General features: G+C 39.0%; 10 protein-coding genes. All 10 read left to right on the top strand.

What is annotated here, in order from left to right:
* The first annotated feature begins 631 nt into the window (after positions 1-631).
* Positions 632-1,198, top strand: a complete 567-nt coding sequence (locus AC07YT_RS13905; protein ID WP_086546934.1) for a hypothetical protein — start codon at positions 632-634, stop codon at positions 1,196-1,198.
* Positions 1,199-1,914: 716 nt separating this feature from the next.
* Complete coding sequence (locus AC07YT_RS13900) at positions 1,915-3,639, top strand: helix-turn-helix transcriptional regulator (RefSeq protein ID WP_494945368.1); 1,725 nt, start codon at positions 1,915-1,917, stop codon at positions 3,637-3,639.
* A 393-nt stretch (positions 3,640-4,032) separates the two neighbouring features.
* Positions 4,033-12,525 carry an MBG domain-containing protein gene (locus tag AC07YT_RS13895; RefSeq protein ID WP_086546933.1) on the top strand — a complete coding sequence of 2,831 codons (8,493 nt, stop codon included), beginning with the start codon at positions 4,033-4,035 and terminating at the stop codon, positions 12,523-12,525.
* Between the two features lie 18 nt (positions 12,526-12,543).
* On the top strand, positions 12,544-13,437 hold the full coding sequence (locus tag AC07YT_RS13890) for a PorP/SprF family type IX secretion system membrane protein (protein WP_086546932.1): 894 nt from the start codon (positions 12,544-12,546) through the stop codon (positions 13,435-13,437).
* A gap of 793 nt (positions 13,438-14,230) precedes the next feature.
* On the top strand, positions 14,231-14,617 hold the full coding sequence (locus AC07YT_RS13885; RefSeq protein WP_086546931.1) for a hypothetical protein: 387 nt from the start codon (positions 14,231-14,233) through the stop codon (positions 14,615-14,617).
* A gap of 112 nt (positions 14,618-14,729) precedes the next feature.
* Positions 14,730-15,368: an RNA polymerase sigma factor gene (locus tag AC07YT_RS13880; protein ID WP_086546930.1), complete on the top strand. Its 639-nt coding sequence runs from the start codon at positions 14,730-14,732 to the stop codon at positions 15,366-15,368.
* Positions 15,369-15,413: 45 nt separating this feature from the next.
* Positions 15,414-16,595 carry a FecR family protein gene (locus tag AC07YT_RS13875; RefSeq protein WP_086546929.1) on the top strand — a complete coding sequence of 394 codons (1,182 nt, stop codon included), beginning with the start codon at positions 15,414-15,416 and terminating at the stop codon, positions 16,593-16,595.
* Positions 16,596-16,797: 202 nt separating this feature from the next.
* Entirely contained in the window at positions 16,798-20,145 is a 3,348-nt protein-coding gene (locus AC07YT_RS13870) for a SusC/RagA family TonB-linked outer membrane protein (protein WP_494945367.1), read from the top strand.
* 10 nt (positions 20,146-20,155) lie between these two features.
* The gene (locus AC07YT_RS13865; protein ID WP_086546927.1) at positions 20,156-21,730 is read left to right on the top strand and encodes a SusD/RagB family nutrient-binding outer membrane lipoprotein; all 1,575 of its coding nucleotides are present in this window, start codon (positions 20,156-20,158) and stop codon (positions 21,728-21,730) included.
* A gap of 311 nt (positions 21,731-22,041) precedes the next feature.
* Positions 22,042-23,532, top strand: a complete 1,491-nt coding sequence (locus AC07YT_RS13860; RefSeq protein ID WP_086546926.1) for a glycosyl hydrolase family 18 protein — start codon at positions 22,042-22,044, stop codon at positions 23,530-23,532.
* Positions 23,533-23,607 lie beyond the last annotated feature (75 nt).

Genomic DNA, 23,607 nt, shown 5'->3' with positions numbered 1-23,607 from the left:
ACCTATAGCTATAAATGTCTTTTAATCAGTATTTTGTGTTTTTTTGACTGCTTTGAATCAGCTAAAACTCACCTCTATTTTTTGATTGCAAATTCTTAGGTTAAAGTTAAGAAAATTTGGAAATATAAATCATGTTTTTAAATCTTATCATTAACACTCTTAAAAAAATCATAGCTATTACCCCTTAATAATAACCTCTCCTACAGCCTTTAAAGGAATCCTTCGGGTAAATACTTATAGCAATACATCCTGTTGACTTCTTTCATTAAGTAAAGCACATGGTGGTTAGACGGTATACTCTTATATCTGGCAGTGTTTTTAGGCATGCGCATTTGGCCATCTGGCTCCAGTGACTGAGGTTAGCACTGCTTTGTCCATTCGTAGACAGCTTTGTTTTTAATGTCCGTTTTTTGTCCGCCTCGAAAGCTTGCTTAAGCCTTGGATCCTTTCAAAATTTGCGCAGACGTGGATGATGTTATCCCGATAAAAAACAAATATTAACAGTTTTCGAAGATTGGATGCCGTTGCTTCAAGCCATCATCTTAGTCACATCTTGTTGATGTATTGAGTCTTTATAAGATACAAATGCAACTATTGGAATCTATCTTGGATAACCTGTAATAATTTAAATATGAGTGCTTATATAAATGTTTATGCAGATTCTATTACAGACGATCTTATTCCTGAAATTTTAAAGCGTTTGAATGAGCATGAAAAAAAACTAACAATTGAGCCTGTTTTTTCATTAAGGCCATCCGCTACTACCTTGTCAATTACTTTTGTATGGGACAAAGAGGGCTTATCCATATTCAATGGGGTAACGCTGAACCGGACGTTTAAAATATCAATAAAATCGTTTGAACTAAAGGAATTTAAGCAGAAGATATTGAAAGATAAAATTGTTAATAATAGCTACTCTTTACGGATAAGGGGAATGTTCGGAAAGAAAAAAAAGAAATTCACGAAACTTTTAGAGCTTAGTTCAGCAGTGGAAGTTCAGCTTCAACATTGCCATAAAGTTTTTTCTATAAAGTATCATCATGGAGATGTCTTTGAAAAGTATCACGCGACACTGTTAGGGGCAGTAATAACTGAAATCACTGGTGGTATCTGTCATTTTACCCATAAAGACATTTGGTATGATTCCATTGAGGTGATGAAAGCATCAGTGATTTCGATCGATTCAATTTATGATTAGTGTTTTTTTTGGCAAATAATTAAAATCTTGTGTATACAGCATCTAATTAGGTAAGCTTTTAAACCCTAGATAATACTAAGGACCGTTTATGTCGTTTTTTTTTTTTTTTTTTTTTTGTTTAGTTAAGCTAAACTTTTTCTTGATCAAAATATAGAGTTTGTATTAGATTATTAACTGTCATTAATTATTTGAGATGTGAATTGTGTTTTGAATTTGAAAAGTTAATGATGAGTGAGCTGTTTTCTTTTGGTTGTAAACCTTAGTTATTCATTAATAGACTTTTATGGAATTTTATTTTTTCTTTTATAACTAGGTTTTAAGATATAGGTTACTTGTTTGTCCGCTATTTGTCCGCTCTAAATAATTTGAATAGTTGAAATTTCATTCTTATTTTGTGTAAAAAAAAGGATAATTAAAGTTTTTCTAAAATAGAACCGTATTTGTCTGTAACCAAATATTAGAATTTAAGTTTAGTATTTGTAAAAATACTAAAATGGATTCTGGTTTATGATCTGGACGTAGCAATAATTGTAGTCAGGTTCGCATTGTTTAATTGCGGCCAATCATTGCTAGCCAGGAATGTAAAATAAGTCAAGGATTAAATTGATGAAGATTTTTGTTGTTACGGAATAAATTGGTCAACATTTTTGTTCTGACATCGTCTAATGTTAACATCTCTACTACAACGGTTATTATTTTTAATAACACTCTTTATCATGGTCTTGTGCGATGCTGTTCGTGGCCAATCAATAGTGAATACCTATATCGATGCCTGGAAAACAAACGATACCAGCCAGACACACAGGGCAGAAGACAGCTATGATTGGCTCAAAACCCATAGATCGCCGGAATTTCTCCCCGAACACCAGGAGTTGATGCATACTTTAAACCAATATCTTAAACGGCATCCTGATAACCGTTTAGAAATCAGGGCTTTTATGTACGATTTTCTGGCCAAGCTAGAATATGGCGTGAAAATTACGGGGCAGGATTCCATAAGGCTTTTTAACTGCATCGGTATTGCACATAAACTTAAAGACGATCAATTAATGGCTGAACTTTACGGCCTGTATGCAAGCGCAGGTAAAGGTACACCAGATTATGTACTATACAATATTAAGGCTATTGAAATGATGCGCAAAGTAGGTATTACTCATTTCAATTATGTACATAATATCTTTTTTGGAGCAAGCATAGGCCTATACAGAAGTAATAGCTATAAACAAAGTATCAACTATGGCTTGCAATGCCTGGCCTTTACCAGGTTGAAGAAAAAACTATGGAACCCACGAACCTACGTTTTTCAACTTGATATTGTTGGCGCAGCTTACCTTAAGCTTGGGCGTTATGACAGTGCAAAATATTATTACCAACTTATTATAGATACCCTAATTCAGAAAGTTTCTAGGCACTACCCCGATAAAATGTTGTGGATGGGCATAGCCAAAGGGAACATCGGCCATTGCCTTATTCTGCAGGGGTCGGAGCAACAGGGCATCCCGATGGTGGAGTTTCAGTTAAATGTGAGTAAACAATTTAAGGCCTACAATAATATGGCGATGGCCGAAAATATCTTGGCTGGGATATATTTTAAGCACAGGAGTTATAAAATAGCACTCGAAAAGTGGAAGAACGTTTACTACTGGTCGTGCAAAGATGGCTTTTATTTAACAGACCAGAAGCTATTGGCCCTACAGGGCATTCAAAAAAGCTTCCAGAAGCTCAATGAGTTAGACAGTGCTTATAAATACAATGAACTTTATCACAAAATAAACAACGAGCGGCTTACAGATGTCAATGCAAAAACACTATGCCTGCTCAAGGCCAAAATTGAATTCGACAATATACAGGATAACCTCGAAGATACAGGGATGAAACTGCAACATAAGAAAACCATATTGAATTTTACTCTGGCTGCTATTCTCATGGTAACTGTAATTAGCGGACTGCTTTATAACAGGCAAAGGCTTAAGAATAAATATGAAAAAGAGCTTTTGAACCGCGATAGAATAGTGAAGGAACTGGAGATTAAAGAAGCAAAAGACAAAATAAGCGCCTTCGCAGTTAGTATGCATGAAAAAGAACAATTGATTAGGGACATGCAAAAGGCAATTAATGAAAACGGTGTTCCGGACTTAGGAATGAGTTTGTGTAACTACGTATTGATCACAGACAAAGAATGGATTAAATTTAAAGAGGACTTTACCAAAGCCTATCCGCTATTTTACTACCGATTGAAAGAAGTTATTCCCAAAATTACCCCTGCAGAAGAACGCTTAGCGAGTTTAATTTGCCTTCAACTTAGCAACCAGCAGATAGCTGATATGTTGGGTAATAGTAAAGACAGTGTACTACGCAGCAAAAGGAGATTAAAGAACCGGATCACTATCCCAGAAGGAATCGCATTCGAAAACTATATCTGTTCTCTTAACCAAATCTAAAACTTCGTAATCGATGGAAAATCGGTATTAGGTTATACTTCGTCCGAAATAATGATGTGTCTTTAGTTCTCATCTTAAATTCCTTTGTTCCTCTTCATCACCTTTTTGCAGATTGTTGAGAAAAACTTAACCTTATTTAATCAAAAAACCTGAAGAATTCAGGTTGTCCGCTATTTGTCCACCGCTTTGAGAAGCTATATCGGCAACCAATATATGGATGTCCGAGTTTTGTCCTACCGGAAAGCTTGTGCAGCTTAAGCCGAGTTATAAAATTTGCAGCGATCTAAAAATACGATCTCGTTCCGTTTTATTCGCTGCGCCATCGCTTTTAGCGGTGGTGCTTAGTGCCTAGGGGAATGATAACACTTTCGCAAATATTTAAATTAACTGCACATGAAAAAAAAGTTACCCAGTAAACATTTTGGCTGGCACTGGAGGAAATTAGGCTGGATATTGCTGCTCATAATGCCTGCAATATTGAGTGCCAGCATATTTCCCGGAAGCGTACCGGCAATTAATTCCCAAAATAAAAAGAAACAGGTTTTTGTAAAGCCTGCCATTAAGGCTAAAGCCATTGTAATTACGCCAGATGCATCTGGCATCATCTATGTAAACCAAAATGCAGCCGGCGATTTCAGTGGGAGCAGTTGGCCTAATGCCGCGAAGGAACTTGCGGATGCATTGGTGGCAGCAAGAAATCTTAATCTTGTTGCGCCTGGCACGGTTAAGGAAGTTTGGGTGGCTGGCGGAACTTATAAGCCCTTGTATAGCCCTGCAGATAATAATTTTGGTAACCCCGATGGTAGAAATAACAGTTTTTTTCTGCTAAAAGATGTAAAACTATTCGGAAGCTTTGCGGGTACAGAATCAGCACTTGCCCAAAGAGATTTGAGCAATATGGCTCATAAAACCATTTTATCGGGAGATATTAATGGTGATGATGTGGTAAGTGGATCTGGTGATAATCTAAGTATAACCAATAGTGGAGAAAATGCCTACCACGTACTTACCTATCTAAACGCTGCAAGCACTGCGGTCATGGATGGTTTTCATGTTACGGGTGGAAATGCCAACGGAAGTGCCCAAATCTACGTAACGAGGATTCAACTTTTTCAAAATCTTGGTGGGGGGCTCTATTATAGTTCAGGTGCTAATGGTATAGCACTTAGTAATATTGTGTTCTATGGTAATAGTGCCTCATCGACTGGTGGAGCAATACATTGTGTAGGTCGTTTAACAAGTGATAAAATATTATTTAAAAACAATCTGGCAGCAAGTGGTGGGGCATTTTATAATAAAGCAACTGTAAATATATTTACCAATTGTAAATTTATAGGTAATAATGCTTTAGGTGGTAACGGTGGCGCAATTGGTTCTTTAGTTGGTACGCAATATATGCAAAACTGCACATTTGCAGGTAACTCCGCAAACTACGGAGGAGCACTCGGTGTTGAAACAGCATATGCCATAGGTAGTATTTTTACGGGGAATACCGGCACAGTAGAAGGTGGGGCAGTGTATTTGTCTATGAGATTTGAACAAAAGGACATTACCTCTACATTTATAAATTGCGGCTTTAACAATAATGAATCACCATTAGGTGCCGCAGTTAGCTGGAGTCAAAGCTTAGTTCGCAGTTATAGATATAAGGTAGATTTTATCAATAGCATTATTCGCGATGATGTTAATCTGGGCATACAGCGACTTGGTAATTTCCAGTTTTGCATGCTGCGACAGCCTGGTGCAAAACCATCTAATTTTACTTTTGATGCAGCAACTACGGCCATGCTCAATCAGGACCCAGCCTTTACAGACGCTGATGGAGCAGACAATGTTGCAGGAACTGAAGATGATGATTTATCATTAAAACCCCTTAGCCCAGCTTCTAATGCAGGTAACACTGCTTTGTATCAGAATGCCAACTGGCCATCTACGGATCTTGCAGGAAAGAACCGTATCATGGAAAGCAGTATTGATTTGGGTGCCTATGAAACGCAAAAACAACCAAAATTAATCATTCCTGATGCCAATGGAATTGCATATGTGAAGCAAAATGGCACAGGTAATATGAATGGTAGCAGTTGGGCAAATGCTACTCCCGAGGTGGCCGACGCGTTATATGCTGCAAAATACCAAAATGCTGTTGCGCCTGGTACCATAAAAGAAATTTGGGTAGCGGGAGGGCTGTACAAACCTCTTTATGGTCCTACAGATAATACTGCCGGTATTCCATCAGGTAGAAATAACAGTTTTTTGCTGGTTAAGGATGTAAAGTTGTACGGAGGCTTTGCCGGAACTGAAGCTACACTCGCCGAGCGTAATTTAAGCATTTTAGCCAATAAAAGTACATTAACAGGCGACTTTAGTGACGATGACGTGTTGAGTGGCACAGGGAAAAACCTCAGTATTGCCAATAATGGTGAAAACGCCTACAATGTAATCATTTCAGTAGATGATGCTGGTACTGGTATTATAGATGGTTTTACAGTTACTGGTGGAAATGCTAATCTAAACACTAAAATAGCTATCAACGCTAAAGAGGTAAACCTGAGCTATGGTAGCGGGCTGTATCTTTTAAAGGGAGCACCCAAAATAAGAAATATGAATTTTCAAGCCAACCAGGCAGAACTTGGTGGTGCTATTTATAACTTTGGGAGCAATACAGAAATGTATAATGTGTTATTTAAAAATAACCTGGCTTCTGGTGGTGGGGCATACTTAAACGAAACGGGAGATATACTTTTCACAAGATGTAATTTTATTGGTAATAGTGCAAAAAATAGCTCAGGAGGCGCAATTCTTGCCAGGGTAGGTGATCAAACCATTAACAATTGTAAATTTATAGGTAATAATGCTGCAGATGTAGGCGGAGCGATAATATCCACGAAAGTAAGCGTTACTAATAGTATTTTTTCTGGTAATTCATCAGCCGGTAAAGGTGGAGTAGCCTATTTGTCAGGCGTATTTGTAAACGGAGAACGTCTTTCTAACTTCATTAATTGCAGCTTTACCAACAATCAAGCATCAACTGGTTCTTTTTTAGCCGGATCAAGTAGTTTTGGTGGCTTATTTGAGTTCGACTATCAGATTAATGTTGTCAACTCTATTGCGTTCAATAATGGTAATAATTTATTTGACTTAAGCCCTAAACAAAGAGTAAGTTTTAAAAACGCTATTCTCCAATATACGGCTCCACTAGCTGCCAATGCTACTTTAGATGATGTTAGCACAAACTTGCAAAACCAAGACCCTACGTTTACCGATGCAGACGGTGTAGATAATACAGCAGGAACAGAAGATGATGATTTGACATTACAACCCGGCAGTTTGGCTGTAAATGCAGGGGATAACACTTTGTATCAAAATTCTAATTCCGATTCCAAAGACCTGAATGAAAATGCCCGTATAGAAGAAACAACAATTGATTTAGGTGCTTATGAATTCAAAAAGCAGACACAAAGCATTACCGCCAACGATCAGGACAAAACCTATGGTGAGGCACCATTTATACCAATCGCAAGCGCAAGTTCTGGCTTAGCAATCAGTTATGCTTCGTCAGATAATACCATTGCAGAAGCATTTCAGGATGTTGCAGATGGCAATAAATGGAAAATAGAAATTAAAAAGGCAGGGATTGTCAATGTTACAGCCAGTCAGTCAGGAAACGCTGCATACTTACTCGCAACTGATGTTATTTTCAAACTTAGCATTAACAAAAAGTCCGTAAATGTTGATTTGAAGCCTGATGCTGTTTTAACAAAAATTTACGATGGAAATACAAAAGGCAGCATTCAAAATACAGATTTAACACTCGCAAATGGGGATCTGATTAACAGTGACGATGTTCAATTAGCATTAAGCAGTAATGAAATTGAATATGATAGTAAAGATGTGGGTACGGATAAAACGGCTACATTGTCTATTTCGAATATACAGCTTGCTGGCGCACATGCCAACAATTACAAGATTGCAAATAATAGCGATCTTATCAGTTCACGTGCTATTATTAAAAAGGCTGCTCTAACCATTAGCGCAAATGATTTTAGTAAAGCCTACGATGGCATGGCTTTCACTGGAGGAAACGGGGCAAGCTATAATGGTTTTGCAATTGGTGATGATGCTACTGTACTTACCGGTACACTTACTTATGGAGGTACCTCGCAAGGTGCAAACAATGTAGGGAATTATGCCATTACGCCTGGCGGACTTTCATCAGCCAATTACAACATCAACTATGTTGATGGGAAATTGCTGATCAGCCAAAGCACTACAAATACATTATCCTTTTACACGCAATCAGCAGGCGGTGTAGTTGCAAAAACTTACGGTGATGCAGGTTTGGACGCATCAGTAAAAGCGACTTCAGGTTTAAACGCCACTTACCAAAGCAGCAATACCGCTGTGGCAACTGTTGATGTTAACGGGCAGGTAAGCTTGCTTGGTGCAGGTACAGCCATCATTACGGCCAATGAAGCAGGAAATGCCAATTATGCTGCTGCTGCTCCTGTTTCTTTTGAGGTCCAGGTAGCTCAAAAAGCGTTAACGGTAAGTGCAAACGATTTTAATAAAACCTATGATGGCATAGCCTATACGGGTGGTAATGGCGTAAGCTACAATGGCTTTGCTAATGGAGAAGATGCCCAAGTACTAAGTGGGATAATTAGTTATGGAGGTACTTCACAGGGGGCAAGCGATGTAGGGAATTATGCCATTACGCCCGGCGGGCTTTCATCAGCCAATTATAACATTAGCTATATTGATGGTAAATTGCTGATTAGCCAGAATACTGCAAATACATTAGCTTTTAATACGCAATCAGCGGGAAGTGTAGTCACAAAAACTTATGGAGATGCCGGTATAGATGCTTCTGCCAAATCTAGTTCAGGTTTGAATGCCACTTATCAAAGCAGCAATACTGCTGTGGCAACTGTTAATGTTAACGGGCAGGTAAGCCTGATAGGTGCAGGTACAGCAACCATTACGGCCAACGAAGCAGGGAATGCCAATTATGCTGCTGCGGCTCCTGTTTCTTTTCAGGTTCAGGTAGATCAAAAAGCATTAACGGTAAGTGCAAACGATTTCAATAAAACCTATGACGGCATAGCCTATACGGGTGGTAATGGCGTAAGCTACAATGGCTTTGCAAATGGAGAAGATGCCCAAGTACTAAAAGGGATAGTTAGTTATGAAGGTACTTCACAGGGGGCAAGCGATGTAGGGAATTATGCCATTACACCTGGCGGGCTTTCGTCGGTCAATTACAATATCAACTATGTTGATGGTAAATTACTGATCAGCCAGAATACTGCAAATACATTGGCTTTTAATACGCAATCAGCTGGAAGTGTAGTTACAAAAACTTATGGCGATGCTGGTATTGATGCTTCTGCAAAATCTAGCTCTGGTTTAAACGCCACTTACCAAAGCAGCAATACCGCTGTGGCAACTGTTGATGTTAATGGACAGGTAAGCCTGATAGGTGCAGGTACAGCAACCATTACGGCCAACGAAGCAGGGAATGCCAATTATGCTGCTGCGGCTCCTGTTTCTTTTCAGGTTCAGGTTGATCAAAAAGCGTTAACGGTAAGTGCTAACGATTTTAATAAAACCTATGATGGCATAGCCTATACGGGTGGTAATGGTGTAAGCTACAATGGCTTTGCAAATGGGGAAGATGCCAATGTGCTAAGGGGGATGCTTAGCTACGGAGGCAATTCGCAAGGCGCAAGCGTTGTAGGGAATTATGCCATTACGCCCGGCGGGCTTTCGTCGGCCAATTACAATATCAACTATGTTGATGGGAAATTGCTGATCAGTCAAAATACGACAAATACGTTGGCTTTTAACACACAAACGGCAGGCGGTGTAGTTGCAAAAACTTATGGTGATGCAGGTTTGGACGCATCGGTAAAAGCGACTTCAGGTTTAAACGCCACTTACCAAAGCAGCAATACCGCTGTGGCAATTGTTGATGTTAACGGGCAGGTAAGCTTGCTTAGTGCAGGTACAGCCATCATTACGGCCAATGAAGCAGGAAATGCCAATTATGCTGCTGCTGCTCCTGTTTCTTTTCAGGTTCAGGTAGATCAAAAAGCATTAACGGTGAGTGCAAACGATTTTAATAAAACCTATGACGGCATAGCCTATACGGGTGGTAATGGCGTAAGCTACAATGGCTTTGCAAATGGAGAAGATGCCCAAGTACTAAAAGGGATAGTTAGTTATGAAGGTACTTCACAGGGGGCAAGCGATGTAGGGAATTATGCCATTACACCTGGCGGGCTTTCGTCGGCCAATTACAATATCAACTATGTTGATGGTAAATTACTGATCAGCCAGAATACTGCAAATACATTGGCTTTTAATACGCAATCAGCTGGAAGTGTAGTTACAAAAACTTATGGCGATGCTGGTATTGATGCTTCTGCAAAATCTAGCTCTGGTTTAAACGCCACTTACCAAAGCAGCAATACCGCTGTGGCAACTGTTGATGTTAATGGACAGGTAAGCCTGATAGGTGCAGGTACAGCAACCATTACGGCCAACGAAGCAGGGAATGCCAATTATGCTGCTGCGGCTCCTGTTTCTTTTCAGGTTCAGGTTGATCAAAAAGCATTAACGATAAGTGCGAACGATTTTAATAAAATTTATGACGGCATAGCCTATACGGGTGGTAATGGCGTAAGCTACAATGGCTTTGCAAATGGAGAAGATGCCCAAGTACTAAAAGGGATAGTTAGTTATGAAGGTACTTCACAGGGGGCAAGCGATGTAGGGAATTATGCCATTACACCTGGCGGGCTTTCGTCGGCCAATTACAATATCAACTATGTTGATGGTAAATTACTGATCAGCCAGAATACTGCAAATACATTAGCTTTTAATACGCAATCAGCGGGAAGTGTAGTTACAAAAACTTATGGCGATGCTGGTATTGATGCTTCTGCCAAATCTAGCTCAGGTTTAAAGGCCAATTATCAAAGCAGCAATACTGCTGTAGCAACTGTTGATGTTAATGGACAGGTAAGCCTGATAGGTGCAGGTACAGCTACCATTACTGCTGATGAAGCAGGGAATGCCAATTATGCTGCCGCCGCGCCTGTTTCTTTTCAGGTTCAGGTTGATCAAAAAGCATTAACGGTAAGTGCGAACGATTTTAATAAAATTTATGACGGCATAGCCTATACGGGTGGTAATGGTGTAAGCTACAATGGCTTTGCAAATGGTGAAGATGCCAATGTGCTAAGGGGGATGCTTAGCTACGGAGGCAATTCGCAAGGCGCAAGCGATGTAGGGAATTATGCCATTACGCCCGGCGGGCTTTCATCGGCCAATTACAACATTAGCTATGTTGATGGGAAATTGCTGATCAGTCAAACTACGACAAATACGTTGGCTTTTAACACACAAACGGCTGGTGGTTTAGTCATTAAAACTTATGGTGATGCTCGTATCGATGCATCTGCCAAATCTAGTTCAGGTTTAAATGCCACTTACCAAAGCAGCAATACAAATGTAGCCACTGTTGATGTTAATGGGCAGGTAAGCTTGATAGGTACAGGTACAGCTACCATTACTGCTGGTGACGTAGGAAATGCCAATTATGCTGCCGCTGCACCTGTTTCATTTCAGGTTCGGGTAGATCAAAAAGCATTAACGGTAACTGCAAACGATTTTAATAAAACCTATGACGGCATAGCCTATACGGATGGTAATGGCATAAGCTATGATGGTTTTGTGAACGGCGAAAATAGTCACAACCTGCAAGGCACCTTAACTTATGGCGGTAGTGCGATGGGAGCGAAAGATGCTGGAAGCTATCTTATAGAGGCTACGGGTTACTCAGCCAATAATTATGCAATTACTTATCGGGCAGGTAAACTGATCATATCAAAAGCAAACCTTACCATAACTGCAAATGCAAAGGTCAAAACTTATGGAGAGGCCGATCCTCAATTTAATTATTCAAGCATAGGATTGTTAGGTAGTGACGCTATCTCAGGTACTTTAGTTAGAACATTGGGAGAAAATACAGGTAATTATGCTATTGAAGCGGGCAACTTAACCGCGGGCGAAAATTATAATATCATTTATCGATCAGCCCCACTCAGCATTGAAAAAGCGATGTTAACCGCAACTTCAGACAATATCCAAATTTGCGAAAATACACATTTGCCAGCTTTTACGGTGAGCTATTCAGGATTCAAGTTGAATGATAAACAGGACGTTATAAAAACTAAGGCAAGCGTGTCAACTCTAGCAAACAGTTCATCGCCTGCAGGTACTTATGTTTTAACACCTAAAGACGCTGAGGCCGATAATTACAGTTTTATTTACCTACCTGGTGAGCTGAAAATAAATCCATTGCCCAATGTTACCCTTAACGCATCTAAACTAAAGATAAGTAAGGGCGAATCGATAATACTAACAGCAAAGGGAGGAGAAAAATATAACTGGTCGGGCACGGATGGTTTCACTAGTACGAGTACTACACAGATGCTTGAAGTTAGGCCATTAAAAACAACCACCTACACAGTCATGGCAGTTAATGCACTTGGCTGCGCAAAATCGGTATCACTTACTGTCGAGGTGGTGGATGATTATGCCACGCTGTCTGCTACAAATCTGATTACGCCAAATGGTGATGGGCACAATGATGTATGGAAAGTGGAAAATATAGACGCTTATCCGGATAATCAGGTTACCATATTCGATCGTGCTGGTAGAATAGTATATACAAAAAGGAATTACGATAACAGTTGGGCTGGCACTTCGAATGGCAATTTGCTGGCCGAAGCAACCTACTATTATGTAATCGACTTTGGAAAAGGAAAGCTGAAACAAAAAGGTTTCATGACTCTTGTTCGAAATCATCCTGGCAAATAACAAACAGTAAAATTAAAAATGATGAATAAGCAAAAATTAAAATATATAAAGCACTTTGTAGCTATAATAGTGGTTATATTATTTGCCACAGTAACTCTTAAGGCTCAAACGGGTACATTTAATGCACAATATTATACTGATAGATACCTGGCAAATCCGGCGATGGCGGGTATAACAAACGGGTGGATGTTGGGGCTCAGTCACCGCTCTCAATGGACATCAGTTGATGGAGCGCCTACTGTACAGCAAATTACCGGCGAGTGGCGGGGTAATAAAACAGGTATTGGCTTAAATTTAATATCGGATAGGGCAGGCTTGCAGAGAAATTTTAAAGCAATGGCAACCTATTCTTATCATATCCCTTTAAACGGAAATGGAATCGAGCTTCATTTTGGTCTTTCCAGCGGTTTAGTCGCTCAACGTCTATCAGCTGGTGATGTTAGAGGAGATGCCAGCGACCCACTGATTGCCATGTATAATCAAAGGGCTGCCTATTTTGATAGCGATTTTGGAACAGGAATTACCATTAAGAACTTCGAATTCGAAGCCGCATTTCCCAATTTGCGCAATACCTTTTGGCAGCGGCAAAAGGCTGTTGAAAGTGTAAATACGTTTTATATTACTACTAGTTACAAATTTCAGGTCGCTGGAAGTCAAATTGAACCAAAATTTGTCTTCAGAGGATTAAAAAATTCCAGCGATATATGGGATGCCGCCCTGCAATACAGCTTCGTACAAAAGCAGGTTAAACTGATGGGTGTATATCGAAGCTCAGGAACGCTGGGTTTTGGCGTGGGTGCTGATTTTATGAAAAACTACACTTTTAACTTTTATCACAATGCCCAGATCAATGCCCCATTATCTAGTTATACCAACGGAGAATTTGAGTTGTTTTTAGGTATGAAGTTTTAAGAGCACCAACGATAAAGTTATGTCGTGGAAGAATGATTCGGTAATAAATTATCCTTCTTAAACTGCCATCAAGAGAAAGATGGACGCTAATTGTGTCAAAAGCCCCTAGAGGAACTATCTAGGGCTTTTGATTTTTAGAATGAAATCCGAATATCTTGAGCATTTTTTGAGCTTTTAGTTACTCAATTTATTGAGGCCATTTGCAGTTGAGGGAAAATTCAGATCAATGACAAGCTCATCGAAAGCATCCTAATTGATGTGTTCGTCAAATGGTGGGGCGGGTGAAGTTTGATCTTGGCTTTAAGTTTTAATCTAATGGGAAAGAGTTCATTACGAAAGATATTAATTTTATGATGAGAGTACCAGTTAGCATAACCGTCATAATGATATTGGAATAATGGAGGGCATAGGTGCTTAAAAAAAAGTTGTCTGTAGAACATTAAGGAAAGAAATGAAGTGAAATTTATGTTGAGTTGGATTTATAGCTGAATTGTAGCGCATTTCGTATTGGTTGAAATAATAAATTCATACGCTGCAACTTCGCTATCGAATCACGTTTAAAACGAGCAGATTAATTGCAAAATGATCACAAGGTCTTTAAACCGTTCACGCATTGCAATAAAGCCATATAGATTTTAAACACATTAATAAATATTTTTAAACCAAAACTTAACTAGAAAACCACTAAAGAACATGAAAAAATTTGTTTGCCGAAACACTATCTGATCTGCATATGCTTCTAGCTAACAGTCTAAAATTTTCTGAGTTCTTTAAAAAAATATAGATGGATCGAATGAACAAGCCCGGTGATAAAATAAAGTACAGGGAGTACCTGGATGCATTGGATATTGTATTACGTTTTAGCAAACAGTTGCAAAGTGACTTTTCCGATTCTGAAACGCCGATTGATACTGATATTCTCGATCAGGCTGAAACCCTGCTGCTGGATGTGCTGCAAAACGTTAATTCCATCAGGCTGTTTAATGTCCTGAGTTTATTTTTAGATGCAGAGATCAAGTACGGAAAGATACCATTTGGAACTTCTGATAAAATAACCGTTTCATTTTTTGTAACAAAGTACCGGTTACAGGATTTGAGAAAAATCCGAAACTTTGGCTCCAATGCCCGATCTTGTTTGACAAAGGCGCTTTCAGATCATGGCTATACCTTACTGCCCTAGCGCTTCATTATTTAAATTGATCCTGTTTTTAGGAGCGAACGACATAAATTGAAAAAGGTTTTAACTTTTGGAAGTCTATTGGCGAAATTTTTCAATATATTAGATCGACCAAATGAATCAAAACAGAAATACATTGCATGGGAGCGCGTTAAAACCTCATTGGACAGTTTTTATTGCCGAATGCGATACAACGGCTTTCAAAAAAATATATCTCCATTATTATCATTATCTAACTTATATTGCATTAAAAAAAGGGTTTTCTACAAGCAGAACCAAAGATGTTTTAAACGAACTTTTTTTATCTGTTTGGGAAAATCGGAAAAAATTAGGCCATATCGATAACCATCATAATTATTTGATTACGGTTTTCTTAAGGAAACTCTATAAAAAAGAAATTCCTCTGGCAGAATGCTTATCCTATGACGAGTTCTCTGATTTAAAATCATTGCCTTCTGTTGAAGAAGAATACATCATAAAAAGTAACCAGCAACATTTAAGCGATATCTTACATAAATTTATAGGCCAGCTCCCAACCAAGCAAAAATCTCTGATCTACCAAAAGTTCTATTTGGGCCTGAGTTATGAAGAAATTGCCGCTGCCAACCAAATTTCTATAAATACAGCTTACAATACCATGTATAAAGCATTGGATAAGCTTAAAATAGCAATAGGTAAAGAACATTTAAATGAAATTTATTTAGCGCTAATGGCCATTTCTATACTATTTTTCATTTTTTTTATAAAACAGTAGTGAAAAATTAATGGTTGTTGCTCTATTGTGGAAACCAAATAGAAAATGCAGCAACAAGATCTCCAGAATCTGATCCAAGATCAACGCTTTATCAACTATTGCCTGAATACTAATTTGGCAGATACAGAATATTGGGAGAAATGGGTTTCCGATCATCCAAACGACAAAAATGAAATCGTTGAGTTAAAAAAAACAGTGTTGCTTCTCCGCGATCACATTGGTAACATAGAAGCTGAAGCACAATTTGAAAAATTAAACAATCAACTTTCGCAACAAAATGCCAATGAGCCAAAACGACGGAAATTATTATCTGTATGGCTAAAAGTCGGCACAGCCGCGATTCTTGCTGTAGCGATGGGTATAGGCTTTTATTGGATCAAACAAAGCAATACTCAAGTTAAAAGTACTTACACAAAAGATATTGGCCCTGGTCGTAATCAAGCTACCCTAACCTTGGCAAATGGCAAAAAAATTAGTTTAACCAAAGCAAATAATGGGCTAGTAGCTGCTGAGGGTGGAATTAAAATTACCAAAACAGCAGATGGACAGTTGGTTTACGATTTTTCGAAGACAACAAGCAACGGTAGCCCTTCCTCGTTTAATACCTTATCTGTACCCATAGGTGGGCAATGGCAGGTCATCTTGCCCGATCAAACCAAAGTTTGGCTAAATGCGCAGTCGAGTATTACCTATCCAACTAAATTTAACGGAAACCAGAGAAAGGTAAAAATATCAGGTGAGGCTTATTTTGAAGTTGCACACAATAAAAAAATGCCTTTTAAGGTAGAAAGCAGAGGGCAGGTGGTTGAGGTTTTAGGAACTCATTTTAACATTATGGCCTATGCTGATGAAGAAATAATCAAAACCACACTGCTGGAGGGTTCTGTTAAGATTTTTAATAACAGGCAATCTCAATTATTAAAGCCCGGGCAACAGGCTGTGGCTAGTTCTAATGGAATCAGCCTATCAGATTATGTAGATGTAGAAGAAGCCATAGCCTGGAAGAATGGCGACTTTCAGTTCAATGAAAATCTTGAAACCATTATGAGCAAGATTGCCAGATGGTATAATGTTGAAGTGGTGTACCAGGTAAAACCATCCAGTGATCTTACTTTCTCTGGCAGAATTTCGAGATCCAGAAATATTTCTGCGATTTTAAAAATGCTTGAATATAATGGCGATGTGCACTTTAAGATAGAAGGAAGGAGGGTTATCGTGACGAATTAATACTTGACACGGTAGTGCCAAAAAATGGTTGAAAGTGCGCTAACACCTTCAACCTTACGCTGGGATTACCCTTTCCGGAAATCCGGAATAAAAAATGACTTGAACCATTTTCAACTAAACCCAACAATTCAAATTTATGAATTTATACTTACAATCTAGGGATGGATGCAACCGCCCTACCCAACAAAAAATCTTGCGGGTTATGAAATTAATTGCTTTTTTGCTCACGACGGTAATTATGCAGGTAAGCGCATCAACATTTGCACAAAAAATTACACTCAATAAAAACCAGGCTTCCTTACGCCAGATTATGTATGCCATCAGAGCTCAAAGTGGCTACGATTTTTTATATAATAATAAAATTTTAAAAAATGCAAATCCCGTAACCATTAATGTTAAAAATGCAAGCATAGAAGAAGTTCTGGCACTCTGTTTTTCTAATCAACCTATAGCCTACAAGGTTGAAGACCATGCTGTTTTTTTAAAAGTGAAAGAAATTATAACTGCAAATCAGCTAGTCAAAATAATCGAAATTCCAATAAAAGGAAAAATAGTAGATGAAAAGGGGCAGCCCATACCTGGGGTGACCGTAGCTGAAAAGGGCACAAAGAATGTAACTTCTACTACCGGAACCGGCGAATTTGTCATTAATGTAAAAGATGATGCTGCGGTTTTAGTCATAAGCTATATCGGTTATCAGACTAAAGAATTAACTGCTGGAGGCATTGGGTCGGCTGCAATTACTCTAATTCCTGCTGAGCAGAAGTTAGATGATGTTGTGGTTACTGCCTTAGGGGTAGAGCGCGCTTCAAAATCACTATCTTATAATGTTCAGACCTTAAAGTCAGAAGATTTAACTACGGTTAAACAAAATAATTTTATCAATTCCTTAAGTGGTAAAGCTGCAGGGGTGACCATTTCTTCAAGCACCTCTGGTGTGGGTGGTTCTGCTAAAGTGACCTTGCGTGGCAATCGCTCTGTAAATGGCAATAACCAGCCTTTATACGTAATAGATGGTGTGCCGATGTTAAATGCCCGGGGCAGTCAGCCAACTGATATTTATGGCAGTGGTGTAAGTGATGGCGGTGATGGCATTTCTAACCTTAATCCAGAAGATATAGCCAGTATCTCTATTTTAGAAGGGGCATCTGCTTCAGCACTTTATGGTAGCCAGGCACAAAATGGCGTGATTTTAATTACCACTAAAAAAGGAAAAATCGGTAAAGCCGAAATTAACTTTAACTCGTCTTATCAATCAAGTCAAACCGCTTACAGGCCAAAATTCCAAGATAATTATGGAGCGGTAACTACACAAACCACAGGCGACATTACAAGTTGGGGACCAGCTGCAACTACCAGTCACGATCATTTGGATCAATATTTCCAAAATGGAAATAACTTCAACAATGCACTTAATTTTTCTGCCGGTAATGATTTAGCACAAACATATATTTCGTATGCCAATACTAGTGCCAGTGGTATTACACCGACAAACAAACTAAGCCGTCATAATTTAAACCTGAGGGAAACGGCGAATTTTTTGAAAGGGAAATTATCGGTTGATGCAGGTTTAAATTACATCAACCAGATTGTTAATAACAAACCTCCAATTGGAGTTTATCCAAGTCCTTTATTATCTCTTTATCTCTTTCCACGAAATGTAGATATTACTCCATACAAAGAAAATTACCATAATACGCAACTACAGGGTTACAACCGTCAGTTTTGGTTAACAAAAAACGGAGATTTTCACCAGGAAAACCCGTGGTGGATTCTCAATAACGAGCCCAACGTAACTAAACGTAACCGTTATTTAATTACAGGTAGCGTAAAGTACACTTTTGCCGATTGGTTAAATCTACAGGTTAGGGGGAATTTAGACCGCACCACTGATGATTCGGAAACCAAAAGGTTTCAAGGTACCGATTTTAACCTGAATGGACTAGGTAATGGAAGTTATGCAATTGGTAGCAGTACCCAGATCCAAAAGTATGCAGATGCGATTGCAAATTTTAAAATACCGTTAAACTTACAGGATTTTAAAATCGGAGGTTTAATCGGTACCAGTATTACCGATAATTCAGCTACAGGAATGTCTATGGGTGGAAATTTATTAACTCCCGATTATTTCGTAGCCAGCAATATCGTAGCACAAGCAGCCCAAACTATTGCGCCGGGTGCCACGAGCACACTTCCTGTACTTAATCCGGGTAGTGCCTCACGCAGCCATACACAGCTACAGGCTGCCTTTGCCAACTTAGATTTAGCTTACAAAGATTGGGCGTTTTTAACCGCAACCTTTAGGCAGGATTGGTCTTCTACACTCGCATTTACAGCAAATAAATATTACAATTATCCTTCTGTCGGCTTATCACTTGTGCCATCACAAATGACCAAGATGCCCGAATTTATATCTTTTGCAAAAATAAGAGGCTCATATACCGAAGTAGGGAATACATTGCCATCATATCTTACGCGGTTTTTAAATAGTCAAAATGCTCAGGGAGCATTAGTCTTTAATACCAACAGTGCAGAATTTACTTTAAAGCCTGAGCGCACTAAAACCTTCGAAACAGGTGCAGAATTCAGGTTTTTTAAAGATAAGTTAAGTTTAAGTTTTACTTATTATAAAACCAATACTATTAATCAATACTTTGCTTATGCACCACCAGCACCATCACTGGTAGGCGTAGCATATTATAATGCAGGTAAGATCCAAAATGCTGGTTATCAGTTTATAATAGGCTATAACGCATTGGCGGGAAATGATTTTAGCTGGACTACTTCCATTAACGGGGCATCTAACAAAAACAAAATTTTAGAGGTAAGGGATCCGGAAGATAATACCAAGTTTGCTTTAACTGGCGATACTTATGGTTATAGCTCTATAGTAAGAAAAGGAGGTTCATATGGTGATATTTATGCGCAAACTTTTGTTTACGATGACCAAGGAAGGATGAAATTGTCTGGAAACGGCACTACCGAACCTTATCGCCCATTAAAATCAACGGAAACGGTGTATGTGGGTAATCCTAATCCTAAATTTCAGGCGGGCTGGAGCAATACATTTAACTACAAAAATTTTAGCTTAAGCCTGTTAGTTGATGGCAAATTTGGGGGCAAAGTAATGTCCATTACTCAGGCTTATATGGATTTGATGGGCGTATCAAAAGAAAGTGGAATGGCAAGGGATAATGGAGGTGTTACCGTAAATGCAGTAAATACTGCCGGACAATCCATTACTACTTTAGACCCAAAAACCTACTATTCTACTATTGGTGCCAGAGGTGCAATGGCAGGCGCTTATATGTATAGTGCTACAGTAGTACGCATGCGCGAGGCCGCCTTAGGTTACAACCTCCCTATTAAAAACAGTGCTTTTAAAAATGTTAGGTTATCGCTAACCGGTAGAAATCTGCTCTATTTCTATAAAAAGGCACCATATGACCCAGAGTTAACCATGTCTACAGGTAATGGCCTATCGGGTGTTGATGCTTTTAATATGCCGGCTACGCGCGACATCGGTTTTAATTTAAATGTAACTTTTTAAGGATACCAAGATGAAAAATAATTCAACAAGATACATCTTAACTACTATTGTGGTGCTTAGCACCTTGTTTAGCTGTACCAAAAAATTCGAAGATTTTAATACCCCTCCACTAGCTTTAAGTGACGAACAATCATTACGCCTGGTGCCTAGTGCAATAGGGCCTATTGAAATGGGTTTACTTACAGGCTTTCAGATTAGTCAGAATTTAAGTGCAGACGCTTATGCCGGTTACATGATGTCGCCAACTAATTTCGAAGGAGGCTTCAATAATTTAAACTATTCGTTGGTGAGCCGTTGGAACGACGGTCCTTTTACACATCAATATAATATGGTAATGGCGCCCATAAAAAAAATAGCCGAAGCAGGCGCACGTACTACGCTACCCGATGTTTGGGGAGTCGCACTATTAATACAGGTACAGGCTATGCATAGGGTAACTGATAAATTTGGCCCTATTCCTTATACCAAAACAGGTACTTCTTTTCGGGTTATTCCATACGATGATCAAAAAACAATATATGCTACATTTTTTAAACAGATTGATACTGCTGTGAACAACATGCGGACTTATTTGGCAAGTAATCCACCCGTTAAAAACAGAATTGGTAATAACGATTTTATCTACAGAGGAGATCTGGCAAAATGGATAAAGTTTGGTAATTCTTTACGGTTACGCTTGGCCATGCGTTTGGCTAAAATAGATCCAGCTACTGCAAAAACACAAGGCGAACTTGCCTTAAGCGCACCAGAAGGTGTTTTGGCTGCCAATACCGATAATGCCGTTTTAACCAGTGGAAAACAGAATGATTATTGGTTAGTTACTTTTGCCTATAACCGCGATAATATGCTTAATGCCTCATTTGGAACTTATTTAAATGGTTATAACGATCCAAGAGCAACAAAAATGGCGTTACCTGCTACACAGGCTGGTATTGCAGGCAAATATTCAGGTATACGTTTAGGAGCCGATGTAACCAAGGGTGATTACAGAACATTTACGGCCTTTAATTATACTGATACTTATACGCAGTTTGCACCGCACATGGAAATGAATGCAGCCGAAATGTGGTTCCTAAAAGCTGAAGCTGCATTAAGAGGCTGGACTGGTGCTGGAGATGCCAAAGCCAACTACGAAAAGGGAATACAAACTTCTATGGATCAATGGGGGGTATCTATCGGTGGATACTTAAGTGACGCTACAGCTAAGCAAGAAGATTATGTTGATCCTATTAATCCGGTTAACAACACTTCGGCACGATCATCAATTACCATAAAATGGGATGATGCGGCAAGCCAGGAGCAAAAACTGGAAAGAATTATTGTTCAAAAATGGCTGGCTATTTTTCCTGATGGGTATGAGGCCTGGGCTGATTATCGCCGTACAGGTTATCCAAAGCTTTTTCCTGTTGCCCGTAATTTCAGCAATGGTACTATCGATACCGAGACCCAAATTAGAAGATTGCCTTATGCACAATCAGAGTTGTTAGGCAACCCTGAGGGAGTTAAAACTGGTTTAGCGCTGCTTGGGGGACCTGATAACGGAAGTACACGTGTATGGTGGGATAAAGGCGGGCCTAATTTTTAATTTAATAAATAATAAGGCTGTATTCGTGTAGGATAACCATTTCAAGACATGAAGTTTAAGACAATTTTAAAATCTATTAGTAGGCTAATAACCTAAATTATGCGCTTGGTTTGAAATAGGCGGACTTAGTAGCGCCGCCTGTTTTAAGCTTTATGTCTCAAAAAATCTTACAATAATGCTTTGAAATAGCAATCTACCCAAATTATTCAGCATCAAATGCGGCACTTCATTTAATACTTATTCAGCCAAAGGAATTACAGCCAGTTTACCAATTGACTGAACTAATTAACTAACCTTTAAAACCAAAAAGTATGAAAAACAAAAAAAACTTCAAATTGCTTGTATTTATTTTACTGGCAATTACCGCTCTTTCTTGTAAAAAAACGCCAGATCTTGATCAATCTGCTGATCCTACATCTACCTTTAAATCAAATGCTTATAAAAGTTTTGTTGGTCATCCGGCGGGATTACAAACCAACCTCAGGATGTATGGTTATTTGCAAACCTGGGGAACTTCTTATGCACAGGAATTGGATAACATTAACCTTGATCAGCTAACCGATCTTTGTATCTCATTCATTAATCCTGATGTAAATGGAAATTTTACTGTAAGCCAAGATATTATTGATGCAGTTCCAAAGGCACACTTGCAAGGAGTGAGAGTACACTATTCTATCGGTGGCGGTGGCGGTCCAGCCTATTGGGATAACCTGGTTGCGCCTGCAAACCGTACACAGGTAATAACGAATATGATTGCTGTTTTAAATAATTATAATTTTGATGGTATTGATGTGGATCTTGAAGGAGCACGAATCAGCAACAATCCCGCCAATTATAATGCGTTTGTGATCCAGCTGGCCGACGCAATCCACAATAGTGGCAAGCTGGTATCTATTGCTATTGCCCGTTATCAGGCTAATCAGGTAACAACTGCTGCTTATGCCAAACTGGATTATCTAAACGCCATGATTTATGATTACCGGCCAGGTTATGCCGCATCGCACTCTTCTTTGGCACAATTCCAATACGACTATGGTATTTTTAAAACTAAAGTGCCTTCGGCTAAGATCAATCTGGGTGTGCCCGGTTATGCTTATGAATATGAAGGAAATAATGTTGTAACACAGGTTTCAATTAAAAATATTCTACAGCAGTTTCCTAAAGCTTACGCGCTTAATTATCAATATGCTACCCCTACCAAATCATGGTGGTATGATGGCCATCCTGTACTCAGACAAAAAGTAGCTTACTGCCTGCAAGAACATGTTGGGGGGATGATGATCTGGCAAATGATGCACGATCCAAAAGATGATGAATCATCTTTATTAAAATTAATGAATTATTGTGCAGGAAATCCGGCAATGGCGGGCTTCAATCCTGTAACTGACTATTCTTTTACCGCAAAGAACAGCAACTTAGCCATAGAGGTGACAGGTGCCTCTTTAAACAACGGGGCTGGTGTGCAACAAAACACCTTTGCAAATGCAAATAACCAAAAATGGTTGCTTGCAGCCACTAATAATGAGTTCAAAATTACCAATAAAAACAGCGGGAAGGTGTTAGATGAGGTGGATGAAACTGCTAGCGGTCAGGGTTTACAATTTATACAGAATACCTGGCATACCGGAGGTAACCAAAGATATAAATTAGTACCCGATATTTTGGGTTACTATAAAGTTGTAAATGTTGCCAGTAACCGATTAGCCTCAGTTAATGGAGCCTCAACAGCAGTGGGTGCAAAAATAGTGCAGTGGCCTGATGCTAATGGTGATAACCAAAAATTCATCATTAGAAAACATTGATCTACATAAGATACATTAATTTAATAAATAAGATAGGTGTTCTTGTCGCTTCGCACATTTTTTATTAACACACTG

It is taken from the genome of Pedobacter sp. GW460-11-11-14-TSB4 (assembly GCF_059423705.1).
The sequence above is the reverse complement of the archived record's forward strand: the minus strand, read 5'-3'. Positions and strand labels throughout refer to the sequence as shown.

Coding starts and splice junctions, on each gene's coding strand:
- AC07YT_RS13905 (WP_086546934.1), top strand. CDS start 632: ATGAGTGCTTATATAAATGTTTATGCAGATTCTATTACAGACGATCTT.
- AC07YT_RS13900 (WP_494945368.1), top strand. CDS start 1,915: ATGGTCTTGTGCGATGCTGTTCGTGGCCAATCAATAGTGAATACCTAT.
- AC07YT_RS13890 (WP_086546932.1), top strand. CDS start 12,544: ATGATGAATAAGCAAAAATTAAAATATATAAAGCACTTTGTAGCTATA.
- AC07YT_RS13875 (WP_086546929.1), top strand. CDS start 15,414: ATGCAGCAACAAGATCTCCAGAATCTGATCCAAGATCAACGCTTTATC.
- AC07YT_RS13860 (WP_086546926.1), top strand. CDS start 22,042: ATGAAAAACAAAAAAAACTTCAAATTGCTTGTATTTATTTTACTGGCA.
- AC07YT_RS13870 (WP_494945367.1), top strand. CDS start 16,798: ATGAAATTAATTGCTTTTTTGCTCACGACGGTAATTATGCAGGTAAGC.
- AC07YT_RS13865 (WP_086546927.1), top strand. CDS start 20,156: ATGAAAAATAATTCAACAAGATACATCTTAACTACTATTGTGGTGCTT.
- AC07YT_RS13880 (WP_086546930.1), top strand. CDS start 14,730: ATGAATCAAAACAGAAATACATTGCATGGGAGCGCGTTAAAACCTCAT.
- AC07YT_RS13885 (WP_086546931.1), top strand. CDS start 14,231: ATGAACAAGCCCGGTGATAAAATAAAGTACAGGGAGTACCTGGATGCA.
- AC07YT_RS13895 (WP_086546933.1), top strand. CDS start 4,033: ATGAAAAAAAAGTTACCCAGTAAACATTTTGGCTGGCACTGGAGGAAA.